This window comes from Ensifer sp. Root278, from assembly GCF_001429285.1.
Taxonomy (GTDB): Bacteria; Pseudomonadota; Alphaproteobacteria; order Rhizobiales; family Rhizobiaceae; genus Ensifer.
Genome location: NZ_LMJJ01000003.1, coordinates 338,698 through 353,822 on the forward strand (window position 1 = coordinate 338,698; position 15,125 = coordinate 353,822).

Annotated in this window: 17 protein-coding genes and 1 pseudogene; 7 read left to right on the plus strand and 11 right to left on the minus strand. The window is 60.8% G+C overall.

The window, feature by feature from the left end; all coding sequences use genetic code 11:
• Positions 1 to 90 precede the first annotated feature (90 nt).
• Together ASE60_RS05650 and ASE60_RS05655 are read right to left on the minus strand one after the other, a co-directional pair.
• Positions 91 to 1,086, minus strand: coding sequence for an ABC transporter permease (locus tag ASE60_RS05650; RefSeq protein ID WP_057248741.1), 996 nt, complete (start codon positions 1,084 to 1,086; stop codon positions 91 to 93).
• A 46-nt stretch (positions 1,087 to 1,132) separates the two neighbouring features.
• Positions 1,133 to 1,903 (minus strand): ATP-binding cassette domain-containing protein, encoded by a 771-nt coding sequence (locus ASE60_RS05655; RefSeq protein ID WP_057248742.1) that lies wholly within the window; start codon positions 1,901 to 1,903, stop codon positions 1,133 to 1,135.
• A 170-nt stretch (positions 1,904 to 2,073) separates the two neighbouring features.
• Between ASE60_RS05655 and ASE60_RS05660 the strand changes: the two genes are divergently transcribed.
• From ASE60_RS05660 to ASE60_RS05680, 5 genes are all read left to right on the plus strand, one after another.
• A complete protein-coding gene (locus tag ASE60_RS05660; RefSeq protein WP_057248743.1) occupies positions 2,074 to 3,054 on the plus strand; it encodes an NAD(P)-dependent oxidoreductase in 981 nt (326 codons plus the stop codon).
• 47 nt (positions 3,055 to 3,101) lie between these two features.
• Positions 3,102 to 4,094: a sugar-binding protein gene (locus ASE60_RS05665; protein ID WP_057248744.1), complete on the plus strand. Its 993-nt coding sequence runs from the start codon at positions 3,102 to 3,104 to the stop codon at positions 4,092 to 4,094.
• 183 nt (positions 4,095 to 4,277) lie between these two features.
• A complete protein-coding gene (locus ASE60_RS05670) occupies positions 4,278 to 5,174 on the plus strand; it encodes an NAD(P)-dependent oxidoreductase (protein ID WP_057248745.1) in 897 nt (298 codons plus the stop codon).
• Positions 5,175 to 5,217: 43 nt separating this feature from the next.
• The gene (locus tag ASE60_RS05675) at positions 5,218 to 6,000 is read left to right on the plus strand and encodes a FadR/GntR family transcriptional regulator (protein WP_057248746.1); all 783 of its coding nucleotides are present in this window, start codon (positions 5,218 to 5,220) and stop codon (positions 5,998 to 6,000) included.
• A gap of 294 nt (positions 6,001 to 6,294) precedes the next feature.
• Positions 6,295 to 6,498 (plus strand): cold-shock protein, encoded by a 204-nt coding sequence (locus ASE60_RS05680; protein ID WP_057248747.1) that lies wholly within the window; start codon positions 6,295 to 6,297, stop codon positions 6,496 to 6,498.
• An 85-nt stretch (positions 6,499 to 6,583) separates the two neighbouring features.
• On the opposite strand, the gene ASE60_RS05685 is transcribed toward ASE60_RS05680, so the two are convergent.
• The 6 genes from ASE60_RS05685 to ASE60_RS05715 all read right to left on the minus strand — a co-directional run bounded on the left by ASE60_RS05685 (position 6,584) and on the right by ASE60_RS05715 (position 10,148).
• Positions 6,584 to 6,877, minus strand: a complete 294-nt coding sequence (locus ASE60_RS05685) for a hypothetical protein (RefSeq protein ID WP_156414586.1) — start codon at positions 6,875 to 6,877, stop codon at positions 6,584 to 6,586.
• Between the two features lie 258 nt (positions 6,878 to 7,135).
• Positions 7,136 to 7,732: an NUDIX domain-containing protein gene (locus ASE60_RS05695; protein ID WP_057248750.1), complete on the minus strand. Its 597-nt coding sequence runs from the start codon at positions 7,730 to 7,732 to the stop codon at positions 7,136 to 7,138.
• Between the two features lie 67 nt (positions 7,733 to 7,799).
• Positions 7,800 to 8,156: a nuclear transport factor 2 family protein gene (locus ASE60_RS05700; protein ID WP_057248751.1), complete on the minus strand. Its 357-nt coding sequence runs from the start codon at positions 8,154 to 8,156 to the stop codon at positions 7,800 to 7,802.
• 23 nt (positions 8,157 to 8,179) lie between these two features.
• Positions 8,180 to 9,025 carry a PhzF family phenazine biosynthesis protein gene (locus ASE60_RS05705; protein ID WP_057248752.1) on the minus strand — a complete coding sequence of 282 codons (846 nt, stop codon included), beginning with the start codon at positions 9,023 to 9,025 and terminating at the stop codon, positions 8,180 to 8,182.
• A 53-nt stretch (positions 9,026 to 9,078) separates the two neighbouring features.
• Entirely contained in the window at positions 9,079 to 9,708 is a 630-nt protein-coding gene (locus tag ASE60_RS05710; protein WP_057248753.1) for a LysE family translocator, read from the minus strand.
• A gap of 35 nt (positions 9,709 to 9,743) precedes the next feature.
• On the minus strand, positions 9,744 to 10,148 hold the full coding sequence (locus ASE60_RS05715; RefSeq protein ID WP_057248754.1) for a VOC family protein: 405 nt from the start codon (positions 10,146 to 10,148) through the stop codon (positions 9,744 to 9,746).
• A gap of 136 nt (positions 10,149 to 10,284) precedes the next feature.
• Here ASE60_RS05715 and ASE60_RS05720 point away from each other — a divergent pair, with 136 nt between their 5' ends.
• Positions 10,285 to 11,646 (plus strand): PLP-dependent aminotransferase family protein, encoded by a 1,362-nt coding sequence (locus tag ASE60_RS05720; RefSeq protein ID WP_057248755.1) that lies wholly within the window; start codon positions 10,285 to 10,287, stop codon positions 11,644 to 11,646.
• A gap of 233 nt (positions 11,647 to 11,879) precedes the next feature.
• Here the strand turns inward: ASE60_RS05720 and ASE60_RS05725 are convergent.
• The 3 genes and pseudogenes from ASE60_RS05725 to ASE60_RS05730 all read right to left on the minus strand — a co-directional run.
• A pseudogene (locus ASE60_RS05725) lies at positions 11,880 to 12,362 on the minus strand (2-aminoethylphosphonate--pyruvate transaminase); the annotation flags it as partial.
• 103 nt (positions 12,363 to 12,465) lie between these two features.
• On the minus strand, positions 12,466 to 12,705 hold the full coding sequence (locus ASE60_RS35545) for a hypothetical protein (RefSeq protein ID WP_244495550.1): 240 nt from the start codon (positions 12,703 to 12,705) through the stop codon (positions 12,466 to 12,468).
• Positions 12,702 to 14,117 carry a Na/Pi cotransporter family protein gene (locus tag ASE60_RS05730; protein ID WP_244495551.1) on the minus strand — a complete coding sequence of 472 codons (1,416 nt, stop codon included), beginning with the start codon at positions 14,115 to 14,117 and terminating at the stop codon, positions 12,702 to 12,704. Before ASE60_RS05730 ends, ASE60_RS35545 begins: the two co-directional genes overlap by 4 nt.
• 117 nt (positions 14,118 to 14,234) lie before the next feature.
• On the opposite strand from ASE60_RS05730, the gene ASE60_RS05735 reads away from it, so the two are divergent.
• Complete coding sequence (locus tag ASE60_RS05735) at positions 14,235 to 15,110, plus strand: LysR substrate-binding domain-containing protein (protein WP_057248756.1); 876 nt, start codon at positions 14,235 to 14,237, stop codon at positions 15,108 to 15,110.
• Positions 15,111 to 15,125 lie beyond the last annotated feature (15 nt).

Genomic DNA, 15,125 nt, shown 5'->3' on the forward strand with positions numbered 1-15,125 from the left:
CACCGCGTAACGGCTGGCTTGCGTCGCAATCCCATCCCCTTCTGCAGTCCTCGTGAGAATTCACGCACCAGTGTAGAGGAAGACTGAATGCTACTCGCTCTGGCGGAAATTGCGGATACGATCGAAAAGAACTGCGAGGATAGTCGCGCTGCCGATGAACGTACCCTGCCAGAAGGCGTTGATGCCGAGAAGCCCGAGGCTATTGCGGATCACCTCGATCAGTGCTGCGCCGACGAGCGCGCCGAAGGCAGTGCCGACGCCGCCAGCGAGATTCGCGCCCCCGATCACGGCCGCGGCGATAACCTGCAGTTCCATGCCGGCGCCGATATTGGTCGTCACCGCACCGAGCCAGCCGGTTTGGATGATGCCGGCGACGCCGGCCGAGAGCGCCGAGATCATGTAGACGCAGACCTTGATCGGCCGCACGGGGAGGCCCGTGGCCGTGGCCGCCTTCTCGTTGCCGCCGATGGCGTAAATGTAGCGGCCAATCCGGGTCCAGCGCAGCACGAAACCGGTGAGCAGTGCCAACATGATCATGTAGATCACCGGGTTGGCGATACCGAAGACGGATCCGCCGCCGAGCGACAGCAGCTTGTCGTGGTCCGGGCCGAACTCGAAAACCACCGTATTGTTGGACGCGACCATGGCCAGGCTTCGGGCAATCGAGAGCATGCCGAGGGTCACGACAAAGGGCGGAAAGCCGAGATAGGCAATGAGGATGCCATTGAACGCACCGATCACCAACGCAGTCGCGATCGAGACGGCAATACCTGTCTCGATGCTGTATCCCGCGTGCATCGTGACGGCGAGCACCATGCTGCACAGGCACAGCACCGAGCCCACCGAGAGGTCGATCCCGCCGGTGATGATGACGAGCGTCATGCCGAGGGCGATGATTGCGACGAAGGTGACGTTGCGGGTGATGTTGTAAAGATTCTTTGCGGTCGCGAAGCTGTCGGTGGCAAAGGACAGAAAGATGCAGGCAAGGATGACAGCGATCAGAACCCAGAAGGTCTGGTTGCCGAGGATCGTTCCTCCGAGCGTGCGCTGCCTGCGCTCGATCGTCTGGTCCAGCGTCGTTGCCATCGTTCCTCCCATTCCTCCGGTGCAGAAGATCGAGCTCGCTTGTCCCTCATCCAACCTCGATGGCGCCAGTAATCAGCCCCGTCACCTCCTCCGGCGAGGTCTCCGAGATCGGCTTGTCCGCCACCTTGCGGCCCCGGCGCATGACGACGACGCGATCGGCGACATCGAAGACATCGGGCATACGATGGCTGATGAGCACAACCAGGATGCCGCGATCGCGCAACTGCCGGATCAGATGCAGCACTTCGGCCACCTGGCGCACGGAAATTGCCGCCGTCGGCTCGTCCATCAAGACGATCTTCGCCTGCGAGATCATCGTACGCGCAATCGCCACCGCTTGCCGTTGGCCACCCGACATCTGCCGCACGAGGTCGCGTGGCCTGGTCTCCGAGCGGAGTTCTTTGAAGATCTCCCCGGCGCGGCGGTACATAGCCTTGTAGTCTAGCACGCGCAGGGGGCCGATACCGCGCCTCAGTTCGCGGCCGAGGAAGACATTCGCGGCCGCGGAGAGGTTGTCACAAAGGGCCAGATCCTGGTGAACAATCTCGATGCCGAACTGCCTTGCCTCGATGGGGCGATGCAGCACGATATCGCTGCCGTTAAGGCGAATGGTTCCGTGGCTCGGACGGAAATTGCCTGCGATCATTTTGACAAGCGTCGATTTGCCGGCGCCGTTGTCGCCCATCAGGCCGACAACCTGACCGGCCTCTAACGACAGCGAAATGTCATTCACTGCCTGTATGGCCCCGAAATGCTTGGAAATATTGCTGAGCTCTAGCAGCACGATCAGCCTTCCAGACTCGCCAACACGCGCCAATCCGCCAGGACGCCTCGCCGCATGTCCGCCCCCTCGCGAGCCAGCGACTGCTTATTTACGCAAATCGTCATGAACGCGTCAATGATCTCTCACCCGATAAACCTGTTTTGTATGACAAATAGACATTGAGGCGAAGCGATCATATATTAGCTAATTCTTGGGAGATAAGCATGCTTATCCTTGTCACCGGGGCAACTGGCAAGGTCGGGCGGCACCTCATAGCAACGCTGCTTGATCGGCCACGTTTTTCGCAAGCGCGCGTTCGCGCGCTCTGCCATAACCGTGTGCTCGATCCAGCCGAGCGGCTTGATATCATCCGCGGCTCTATCGCCGATCGTGCGGTCGCGGAAGACGCGATTGCCGGTGTCAGCCACGTCGTGCATCTGGCGACTTGCAAGGAAACACCGGCCGACGTCATGGACGTGACAGTCAAGGGCCTCTTCTGGCTGCTCGAAGCGTTCAGAACGAGCCCCACGGCACGGCAGTTCATCCTGATCGGCGGCGACGCCGCGGTCGGGCATTTCTTCTATTCTCATGACGGACCGATAACGGAGTCGACACCGCACCGCGCCTATCCCGGCTGCTACGCGCTCTCGAAAGTGCTCGAGGAAGTGGTCGTCGAGCAGTACGCGATCCAATACGGGTTGAACGTCTGTTGCCTCCGGGCGCCGTGGATCATGGAGAAGGACGACTTCAAATATTCGCTTTCCTTCGGTGACGACGTGTTCGGTGGACCCGACTGGAAAACGCTTTTTGCGCCCGACGAAGCCAGGCGCTACGCAGAGGCCGGAACGGTTCCGTTGCTGCGCGATGCCGACGGAAGGCCGCTCAAGCGCAACTTCGTTCACGTCAGCGACCTCGTCTCGGCAATACTCAACACGATCGACAATCCGCGCGCAGAACGCCAGCGCTTCAACGTCGCCATGGATCGCCCGGTCGACTACGGCGAGGTCGCAAGCTACCTCAGGCGCACGCGCGGTCTGCCGTCCGTCGACGTTCCAAGCCACTTCCACTCGAACTGGTTGGACAACAGCAAGGCGAAGTACCTGCTGGGCTGGCAGCCGGAATACGATCTTAAAAAGCTTATCGACCAGGCCTGGCAATACGAGCGTTCGTCAAGCGACCCTCGCATCGTCTGGTATCCGGGTTGATTTGTGCCGCGGACAGATAGTGTCCGCTTGTTCAACGGGAGGATAGAATGAGGAAAGCATTGGTGCTTGCAGTTGCAGCGCTCGCGCTGGCCGCCGGCTCCGCCGGCGCCCAGACGAAGAAGCAGCTCGTCATTGTCGTCAAAGGCCTCGACAATCCGTTCTTCGAGGCAATCAACCAGGGATGCCAGAAGTGGAACAAGGAAAACACAAGCTCGGAATATGAGTGCTTCTATACCGGCCCGGCGTCGACCTCCGACGAAGCCGGCGAGGCGCAGATCGTCCAGGACATGCTCGGCAAGCCCAGCACGGCTGCGATCGCCATTTCGCCATCCAACGCCAAGCTGATTGCCCAGACACTGAAAACCGCCAATCCGACGGTTCCGGTCATGACGCTCGACGCCGATCTCGCCAAGGAAGACGCGGGTCTGCGCAAGACCTATCTCGGCACCGACAACTACACGATGGGGGCGCGGATCGCCGATTACATCAAGAAGGCCAAGCCGAACGGTGGCAAGATCTGCACGATCGAGGGCAACCCTGGTGCCGACAACATCCTGCGGCGGGCCCAGGGCATGCGTGACGTGCTCACCGGGAAAGACGGGCTTGCCGAACTGAAGGGTGAAGGCGGGTGGACGGAGGTCGCAGGTTGCCCGGTCTTTACCAATGACGACGGCGCCAAGGGCGTACAGGCGATGACGGATATCCTCGCTGCCAATCCCGACCTCGACGCCTTCGGCATCATGGGCGGTTGGCCGCTTTTCGGCGCGCCGCAACCCTATCGCGACCTGTTCAAGCCGATGGCGGACAAGATCGCGAAAAATGAATTCGTCATCGGCGCGGCGGACACGATCGGCGACGAGGTGGCGATTGCCAAGGAAGGTCTCGTAACTGCGCTCGTCGGCCAGCGCCCGTTCGAAATGGGCTACAAGGCGCCGTCGGTCATGCTGGACCTGATCGCCGGCAAGCCGGTGGAGGATCCGGTATTCACGGGTCTCGACGAATGCACCAAGGACACGGCGGATACCTGCATTCAGAAGTAAAACCGCCGCCGGGGCGCCCTTTACCGAGCGTCCCGGCCTTCGCCCTATCCGCGACAACCGGGGTCAGCGCGCACTCTTGCCGGCTGGCCGCGGCAACCTGCAACGACCCCGCTTGGAAGATCTCCCTTACGAACTATCATCGATAGGGATCATCCCCCAATCTTGCAGGACATGGAGAACACAATGACCAAGCGGATCATCTTCACCGGAGGGAGCGGCAAGGCCGGCCGCCATGTCGTGCAATACCTCGTCGAACAGGGCCACCAGGTGCTCAACCTCGACACGAAGCCCCTCGACAACCCGAAAGTGCGCACGCTGATCACCGACATCACGGACAGCGGCCAAGTGTTCAATGCACTGTCAAGCTACACGGGCCTGCACGAATTCGACCCTTCGCTCGCGCCGCAGCCGATCGATGCCGTTGTCCACTTTGCCGCGATCCCGCGCATCCTGATCGCCCCCGACAACGAGCTCTTTCGCGTCAATGCGATCGGCACCTACAATGTCATCGAGGCGGCGGTGAAGCTTGGCATCCGCAAGATCGTCATCGCATCGAGTGAGACGACCTACGGCCTCGTCTTCGCCAACGAGCCGCGAAACCCACGCTATTTCCCGCTCGACGAGGACTATGACGTCGACCCGATGGATAGCTACGCACTCTCCAAAGTCGTCAATGAAAAGACCGCGCGCGCCTTTGCACTCAGAAGCGGCGCCGACATCTATGCCCTGCGCATTGGCAATGTGATCGAGCCCAACGAATACCATCTCTTCCCCGGCTGGTTTGCCGATCCGGGCTTTCGCAAGCGCATTGCCTGGAGCTATGTCGATGCGCGCGACCTCGGCCAGATCACACTGAGGGCCGTGGAGACGGACGGTCTTGGGTTCCAGGTCTTCAACGCAGCAAGCGACGATACGTCCTCCGACATTCCAACCCGCGAACTGATCGACCGGTTCTACCAAGGCGTTCCTGTCAAGGGGCAGATCGGCGAATACGAGACGCTCTTATCAAACCGCAAAGCCCGCGCGATGCTCGACTTTGAGCCGCAACACAGCTGGCGGAAATATGTTGACGTCGGGTGACGCTCTGCGCGGCTGAGCGTTACAGACGCGAGAAAAGACGAAAATGGCTGAACGACAATCAGAAAAAGTCTCCGCCGGTTCGACCACGGCAGAGGCGAAGCGTGCGAGCCGACGCCTCGATGCGCCGCGTATGTCGGGACCCAGCGTCCACATGTCGCTTGCCGATGACATCGGGCTCAGTATCGTGCGTGGCGACTATCCGCCCGGAACGATCCTGCCGAACGAGACGCAATGGACGGAAATCTTCAACGTCAGTCGCACTGCGGTGAGAGAGGCGATCAAGATATTGATGGCCAAGGGCTTGCTCGCCTCGCGCCCGAAAGTCGGCAGCTGGGTGGAGCCGAGGGAGCGTTGGAACCTGCTCGATCGCGACGTTCTGAGCTGGTATGCGGTCTCACCGGACCATCTCCAGTTCCTCAAGACCGTGCAGGAATTTCGCCACATCCTGGAGCCGGAGGCGACGGCGCTCGCCGCCACCCGCCGGAACGAAAAGCAGATGACCGAAATCAGCGCCGCATTGGAAGACATGCAACAGTCGACAACGCTGCAGACCCGCATCCAGGCCGACACACGCTTCCACCTTGCAATCCTGCGCGCGTCGGGAAACGATCTCCTGGTGCCGCTGGGCGCGCTGATCGAATCTGCACTCAACCACCTTTTCCTGCTGGTGACCCGGGAGGACAGCAGCTCCGTCCACGCGCTGAAGCTCCACGAGAACATCGAGAAAAGCATCCGCCTCGGACGCCCGAACGCGGCTCGCAATGCCGTGCGGCGACTTCTAGCCAATACCGATGAGCTCATAGCGCAATCGGGGCGCAATGTATGATCGTCAGGTCGGATGGCATGAGGCCCCCGAGCGCACCTCCGCTTGTGTGTGAGAGTTCACTGCCCCGCCGCGCGATATCGTGCGCGAAAAGTCGCAGCGTTCGCCTTCAATCATTAGGCACCGTCTACGACGGGCACGGCAGTGGCCGCAGGCGGCCTTCGCCAACACGACACGAAAGAGCTCGACCGCGCGCCGTCCGAGCCGCGAATCGCGTGAATGCGCGGTTGCGGGAGGGGGCAGCCTTGAATAAGCTGCAGTGGCAATTTGCAGGCCACTCAGCTGACGAGGATAATCATGGCAATCGGTACCGTTAAGTTTTTCAATCAGGACAAGGGCTTTGGCTTCATCACACCGGACAACGGTGGAGCGGACGTCTTTGTCCATGTGTCAGCGGTGGAAGGCGGAAGCCCACTTCGAGAGGGTCAAAAGGTCAGCTACGAACTTGGCCAGGACCGCAAGACAGGAAAATCGAAAGCCGAAAACGTCAGGCCAGCTTGAACGTCTCGACCTACCGGACTTCTTTTGGTCGGGCGATCTCGGTAATGGCAAGCTGAGCCATCAAAGCGGAAAGCAGATCACCGCTTTAGGTTGGTTTAAAGCCAAGCAGGAAATCGACGACCTTCGACGAGGACATTTCGCAGGGCTTGAGCGTGGTGCTCGCACCAGAAAGCACATAAAAGTTGAAGCTGACGACATCCGCTCCGCCCAGTTCCTCGCCATATAACCAGATCCGCCTGCCATCGGCCGAGCGCCTGACGGTCACGCCCCATGGGCGACCTGCGAAGCTTCCCTGTCCATAGCCGTCGGGAAGCTGCGCAAGCGCCTTCTCAAACTTGACCAGCACCTCAGACGATAGCTCTGGCACCGACGGCGTCATGGCGCGAGGCACTCGTCACAATTGCAGCGACCGTCGGCGTCCATTCGCGAGGCCGACCGCTTCTTTTGACAACAGAGGCCTATCATCGCGTTTCCGGACTGGCCTCCGTCGCGCTCTGGCGGGATGACTTCGATGTCGATGTCGAAGTCGGAAAGGACATTCGTGGCAAACTGATCCATCTCGAGGTTCCCATGTCGGGGACGGCGATCTTAGCAGGATCATCATCTGTCCGAGATCGATATGGCCCGGAGATCCGGATCAGCGCTTCACGTCGTGTTCCTGAAAGAGCCGGATCGTCAGGTGCTGAAGCAGAATGATCGTTTTGGCGTCGCGAATCTCACCACGGTCGATCATCTGGATCGCGTCGGACAACGAAATTTCCAGTACGTCTATGTCTTCTCCCTCGTCAGGAGCGCCGCCGCCAGTTCCCACCCTGTGTTTCTCGGTATATTCGCCGTAGAAAAATGCCAGGTATTCCGTGACCGATCCGGGGCTCATGTAGATGTCGAAAAGATGCGTCAGCTCGGAGACATCATAACCAGTTTCTTCAATCAGTTCTGCACGCATCCGCGTTGCCGGCTCGGCACCATCAAGCAGTCCCGCCGGGGTTTCGATCAGTGACTCCAGACCGCCATTCAAGAAAACCGGCAAACGAAACTGACGGGTCAGCAGAACACGGCCACTTCCGGGATTGTACAACATACATGTCGCCCCGTTGCCACGATCGTAAGTCTCTCGGGTCTGCCGCTGCCAACCTCCATCCCTGAGCCGAAGTTCAAATTCGTACTTGGTCAGCCGTCCCCAATCATCCGCCAATACACGCTCCGCGATCGGCCGGAAAACACTCTCGTCCATAAAGTCACCACTCTCTTGTTTGCCGCTTCAATGGCCATGCAATTGGCCTCATACAGTCTGCCTAAGGCTACAAATGCCTCTGCTCGCTGATCTTGAACTTGCCGTTTTCAACTTCGTAGATACAAACGACATCGACCTCGCCCTTCCCTTCCGGAAAAGTTCGCGCAACCGTTTCGTGGTCGATGACGACATTGCCGACCACGATACGTGTCAGCACCGTTCCGTGTAGATCAGGCTCTTTGAACCGCTCGATATGTCGCTCTCGAATTTCGACAGCACCCCCTGCCAGAAGCGTGGAGGGAAATGCGTAGTACTGGCAATCATCAGCCCACCAGGGCATGAATGCCTCAATGTCTCGGGCGTTGTAGGCTTCGAGCTGTCTTTGGACGGGGAGCTCAATTTCTGCCCTATCGATTGTACCCAATGAAACACCTCTTCTTTCCCTTTTCAAAGGCCGTGTAGCCGGCCTTCTACATGCGTGCGCGTTTCGCCACCTACCCAAATTCGGCCAACATCATCGCGGCCCACATGAATTCGGCCATGGCGCCCAAGACGGGTCCCCTGGGCGGCGACATAGTCCTCCTCAACCACACTTCCAGCGAACAACCACTGTGCGATCGAGGCATTGAGGCTTCCGGTGACGGGGTCTTCGACGATTGCACCCAGATGGTCGCTGAAGAACGCACGAACCTCGAAGGCTGCATCGCCACCCTTTGCACGCGGACCAACCACACCAACGTCGATCCGACCGGCCCAGTTTCGGAGCGGATTGAGCGAAAGCACTTTCTCCGCCGATGCCAATCTGATCCCCAACCATCCAGGCCCATTGTCGATCCAGGCGGCATCAAGGATATCGCAAGGTTCAATGCCCAACAGTTGACGGGCCCCATCCAATTCACCCTGTGTTGGCGCGCCGGAACGGATCAGCGGCGGGGCGGCAAACGAAATCCGCCCATGCGCACGCCGGATCGTGACCAGACCGGCGCGGCATTCCTGAATGATTTCCGTCGCCTTCTTCGGCACCCGACCCGTCGAGAGCCAGACATGACAGCTTCCAAGCGTCGGGTGCCCGGCAAAAGGCATCTCCCTGTCCAGCGTGAATATCCTGACCCGGTAGTCAGCATCTGGATGCGTGGGCGATAAGAGGAAGGCGGTCTCCGACAAATTGAACCACCGCGTCAACTGCTGCATTTCATCCGTCGACATGGCATCTGCGCCGATGACGACCGCCAGCGGGTTACCAGAAAACGGCCCGGCGCCAAACACATCGACCATATGGACGGCAAGGGTCATGACATCGCGCTTTCAATTTGGGTCACTTCATTGGGGCATCGACGGACCGGATATCAGCTCTGCGAAACAAGCAGTTTAAGTCCCGCAACCGCGAACACCGCCGAGAGCACACCTTCAATCCAGCGCCGCAATCTGGCGTATAGGGCAATCATGGAGGCCGTCGAAAAGACGATGGCGTAACCACCGAACACCAGGACGCCGAGGATGGCGCAACCGCCAATGATCACCGGTAGCGTGCCTGCGGGAGCATCCTGACGGAACCCCAACGACATGATCGCTATCCAGGCCAGAATCGCCTTCGGGTTTCCGATATGCATGAGAATGCCCTGCCGATAGAGCGATCGATAACAAGGCGTGGCAGGCCTTGCGTCCTTCTTCGTGATGTCGAAGATCGGCTTCAGAGCCGACTTGCCCGCACGAAAAGCCAGATAGAGCAAATAGACACCGCCAACGATCTTGATGACGAAAAGCGCCTCTGCATAGGCGGCCAACGCGGCGGAAATGCCCGTCGCCGCCAGTACTGCCCAGAAGAGTGAGCCCGTGATAACGCCCGCCGCCAAGACGAGCGCGGGCAGGCGACCGTCGCGCATCGCCGTTCCCATGATCGCCATGTTGCTCGGCCCAGGACTGGCGGTGGCGACGAGATAGGTGCCGTAGACGAGTGCTATCTGACTGCCGATCATTCGAAATTCTCCAGAAACAGGAGGCTTCTCCAGCACTAATGCTGGAGGTCTCCGCGGTGAACGATGTGGACCTTGTTTCCATCGGGGTCGCGCAGATACGCACCGAAGTAACCGTCGCCGTAGTGTGGGCGCGGGCCTGGGGCGCCTTCGTCCGTCCCGCCGTGCGTGAGACCCTCCGTGTAGGCCGTCCTCACGGCCTCCTGCGAGGGGGACAGAAAGGCGGCCATGCAGCCATTGCCGGCCGTCGCCAGCTCGCCATCGAAGGGGATGTAGACATAGAAGCGCGGCAGTGGCGCTTGAATAGCCACCCAGCAAAGCGCCGGAGGCCCGCCATCGGAGGCAACGACGCGGCGTTTCAGGCCGAGCGGAGCGAGCACGGCGTCATAGAAACGACCCGCCCGCTCAAGATCGCGCGCCCCGACGGTAACATGACTGAACATCTGGCTCTCCATGCGCCCGTCATCGCGGTCAGGCGCCTCCTGCAAGTGTGTATTTCGTTCAGCGTCGTCATAGCGTATGTTACACTTGCTGTTTATCTGAATAGTGTCATGTGACACTTTTATCGAGGTGGCGAACATGCTCCTTCAATCGCCATGGGCACCACGTCTCGCCGACATAGAGGCGAATGCCGCCGAGCGGCTGGTCCTCGCTCTCGCCGACGACATCATCGAAGGGCGGCTGACGGGAGGCGACCGCCTGCCGGCGCATCGCGATGTCGCATGGAAACTGGGGATTGGCCTCGGCACGGTGACGAAAGCCTATGCCGCTCTGGAACGTCGAGGTCTGACGCGTAGCGTCAAGGGCCGGGGAACGTTCGTGGCGATCCGCCAGGCACACAAGGATCGGCAGATCGATCTCTCATCCAACGCCCCGCCAGCAACGCTCAACGCACGCCTGCTGGCGCGGACATTGACCGGGATCGCGCGCAAGATCGATGCGGATCATCTCAATCTCTACGCCCCACCCGCCGGACATCTGGAGCACCGCCGTGTCCTGGCCCGCTGGCTCGAAACACGGGGTCTCATCGTCGATCCGTCGCATCTGGTGCTGACGAGCGGCGCCCGCCAGGCGCTCTCACTGGCCTTTGACCTCGCCTGCGGTCCGCAGGGACTGCTTCTGACCGAACGGATCACCTATCCCGGCGCGATCGCGCTGGCCCGGCGCAAGGGATATCGGATGCAGGGCGTCAGGATCGACGCAGAAGGGATGGTGCCAGAGGCACTGGCAGAGGCGCTCGACAGGGCCGCATCGACCGGCGGAAAGGCAGTTTACCTCACCCCGACGCTTCACAATCCGACCACCGCCACGATGGGCGGGGAGCGAAGGCAGGCCATCGCGGAAATTTGCCGTCGGGCGGGCGCATGGATCATCGAGGACGGCGTCTATGCGCCGGCCGAGCCGACTTTGCCTCCGCTGACGACATTGGCGCCCGAGATCGCCTTTCATGTGAACGGGCTGTCCAAGTCGCTTGGCCCCGGATTGCAGATCGGCGTGCTCGCGCTGCCGACTGGTTTTAACGAAGCAGCGGAAGACGCCTTGCAAGACATGCCTCTGGCCCCCTCGCCACTCTCCTGTGCAGTGGTCGAGGAATGGCTGATCACCGGCGTCATCCCTTCGATCCAGCGGGACCTGCGCCATGAGGCGCGGCGTCGATCCAGTCTGGCTGTCTCTCTTCTCGGTACGGCCGAACTTGTCTCTGATCCCGATGCCTATAACGCGTGGCTGCCGATGCCGCGCGAGGCTGCCAACCGTTTCGTATCCGTCGCTGCGGCGACCGGTATCAAACTGACCCCACCGGATTCCATGATGGTGGACGGAGAGGATCGGGAGAGCGGAATTCGGCTTTGCCTAGGCGGCGCATCGTTCGAAGATCTGACCGAGGCACTGACACTTCTGGCGCAGTGGCTAATCGAGATGCCAAGGCAATCTCCGAAATAAGACCCGCGAACACCCCACGTCACGCAACCGCCTGGGCGCCCGCTATTTCGACAAGCGGGCCACAAATGAACGCGGCTTCCTCCAATACGACGGCTTTAGAACACGAAGTCGCCGCTCGCAGATAACTTCCGATTTGCCGTTGCGGGCCTAAAGCAAACAGATTGCTTTGGGCGGGCCTAAGTTGCGATTACGACTTCAGAGGTGCTTCAACATCCGAATAGGCCTGGACAGCGTCCGGAGCTGGTCTCGCAATGGACGACGACGACATGGGTGATGGCAGGGTCGGCATCGAGAACGGCTGCGACTTCCGGACCGCGCGGCGGCATGTAATCGCCCTTGTCGATCGTCACATGGTCGCGACCGAGATAGGAGAGCGTCTGGGCGATGCGCTTGCCATAGGCGCCGTTCATCAGCACCAGCACCTTGCCGTCCTTCGGAACGAAGCTGCCAAGCATCGCCTCCACCGAAAACGAGCCGCTGCCCTGCATCGGCACGCAATCGAACTCGCCCTTGTTATCACCGGCAATGTCGAGCAGTTCGCGGCGCAGCCTGGCGGTCATTGCCCGGAAGTCGCCATCCCAGGAGCCCCAGTCCCTCAGCATGGCTTCCTTGATCTCGTAGGCCGTCGTCAGTGGGCCGGGCGTGAGCAGATAGGGCTCGCCGAGCCTCGGCGTTTCCAGGGGCGCGATGGTTCTGTCAGAAGCTGTGTTTGGCATTGTCCGTCCTCGCGGTTGGCGTGTTCGAGAACGACAATGGGGCGGAAACATCTATCTGTAAAATCGTTCTTTTGTATCAATCTATCGATCTGATTTATACTTCCTATACGGCGGGAACCAACCGGCTTTCCAGCAGGTCACCGCTCTCGCGCAGGCGCGGATAGGCCATGGTGGTCACCAGCGAATTGACCTCCTTCAGGGCCCGAACGATCTCCAGGTGCATGTCGCTCGACAGGATGCTGGCCGCCATACCTTGGCGAAGCCGCTCCAGGTGGCTCTTGCTGCTTTCCTCGACGAGGCGGCGCACATTTTCCTTTTGCCGGACCATCTCGCGGGCGATCACCGGGTCGGGCGAAACGAGAAGACTGGCCCCACGCCTGACGTTGGACGACACGGCCGCGTGTAGCAGGGTGAGTTCGCGCCACCCGTCGTGCGAGAACGCACCCGCCCCTCCAGCCGCTCCTCGGCCATTTGCAGCAGGCTTTTTGCGACCACGTCGCCGGCATATTCGAGATGGATTGCCGCCTCGGTGAGTTCGATGCCGCGCCTGGATTGGTCTTGGGTGAGGAAACCTCGGTTGACGGCGGCGATGTAAAGTTTGATCTCGCTATGCGCCCGATGGATCTCCCCGTCGATGCTTCGCTGCGTCTTTACGGCCTCCGGCGTTGGCGCGTGGATGACCGTCATCACCGGCTCCAGCATTCGGGCGATGAGATTGCCCATATGCAATACCTCGCGCGCCGCAGCGGCAAGCGCCTGCGGCGGCTTGTCGATCAGCGTGCGGTCGAGTGCGCTGACATGGACCGATCGGTCGCCGGCGCCGGCGGCATCCGGCATGAACAACTGGACAAGACGCGCCATCAGACCGCAGGAGGCCATCCCGACGAGAACGAGGGCGGCATTGAAATGCACATGCAGGTTGACGAGCTTTGCGGCCGCCGTCTCTCCCGGAAGCCAGTCGAAGGGGGCATGCAACGAGAATGCGCCGAAGACGGTTGCGCCGAACAGGGCGCGAAAGAGAAGGTTGCCGAGCGGCAGCCGTCTCCCCTCGACCGGCAGGCCGCGCGTCAGCCAGAGCGCGATCAGCCCACCACCGATATTGACCCCGAGAACCAGCGGAATGCCGACATCAACAGGCACGATGTCCTTCGCGGCGAAAGTCAGGATCAGCAGGATCGCCGCCACGCTCGAATGCAGCGCCCAGGTGAAAAACGCAGCGAGGATCATAACCGTCAGCGCATCCTTGCCGACGAAGGCGACGACGGAGGGCAGGACCGGGCTTTGGGCGAGCGGCTGCGTCGCATGGCCGATCATCTGCAGCGACAGAAGCAACAGGCCGATGCCAAGCACGGCGCGTCCGGCTTCGACCGCCTTGCGGCTTGATGCCTTCAGATGCACGAGGCCACCGGCCGCGACCAGGAGCGGCGCCAGCCAATGCAGATCGAAGGACAGGATCTTAACGACGAGCGCCGAGCCGAGATCGGCGCCAAGCAGCACCGCGAGACCGGTATCGAGCCCCAGCGCGCCGCTGACGGCAAAGCCGGCGGCAAGCATGGCGACGGCTGTCGAACTCTGTAGAGCAATCGCCACCACGCAGCCGCAGACGGCGGCGCGCGGCCGGCCGCCAGCACCGCCGACCGTTCGCGCGACGATGTCGCCGGCAGCTGCTTCGACGCCTTTTTTCACGAGACTGACGGCATAGAGCAACAGGACGGTGGCGGCAGCAAGTTCGAGGGCGACAGCCGGGAGGTTCATGGGCGCGCTCCGGAAAGAGGATGGAATCCGAAAACTATCCTTTGCCGCTTTACATAAATCAAATCGTTCGTTTTAATGAATCCATAGATCAAATCTATCCTGAAAGGCGTCGCACGCATGCGCTATGTCCAGCTTCGCGCCTTCCACAACGTGGCCATCCACGGCGGCTTCTCACGCGCGGCGGAAGCGCTGTTCCTCACCCAGCCTGCGGTATCCGATCAGGTGCGCAAGCTCGAGGAGGAGTACGACGTCCTGCTCTTCAACCGAAACAAGAAGCAGGTGACGCTGACCCAGTCGGGCCAGCAGCTTCTCGAAGTCACGCGCCGGATGTTCGATGTCGAACAGCAGGCGCTGGATCTTCTTTCGGAATCGCGGGCACTGAGGGCTGGAAAGCTGCGCATCGTGGCGGACGCCGCCCACCACCTGCTGCACATTCTCGCCGCCTTCCGGCGCACCTATCCGACGGTGCAGGTCTCGATCGATTCCGGCAACACCGAGACGGTCATCACCAGCCTGCACGCCTACGAGGCGGATATCGGCGTACTCGGCGAGATCCCGCAATCGAGCGATTTCGACATCCTGAAACTGAACTCGACGCCGATCATCGCTTTTGCCAGCAGCGACTATCCCCTCGCCGGTCAAAAGACCGTCACCTTCTCCGACCTTGCCAAACACCCGCTCGTCATGCGCGAACAGGGCTCCAAGACCCGGCAGAAACTGGAAGCGATGGCCGAACAATGCGGCGTGCCTCTGACGCCGCTCATCGAAGCCGAGGGCCGCGAGGCCGTGCGCGAGATCGTTGCTGCGGGCGGCGGCGTTGGCTTCGTCTCCTCGGCCGAGTTCGGCCAGGACAATCGCCTCGTTCCGATCCGGATCGAGGCGCCGGAAATGCTGATGGATGAAGCACTGATCTGCTTGCGCGAACGTAGCAACGGCAAGCTTGTCAGCGCCTTCTTCGACATCGCGCGCAGTCTTTCAAAAGCGGTAGCGTGAGCTGTCGGCTTTCAT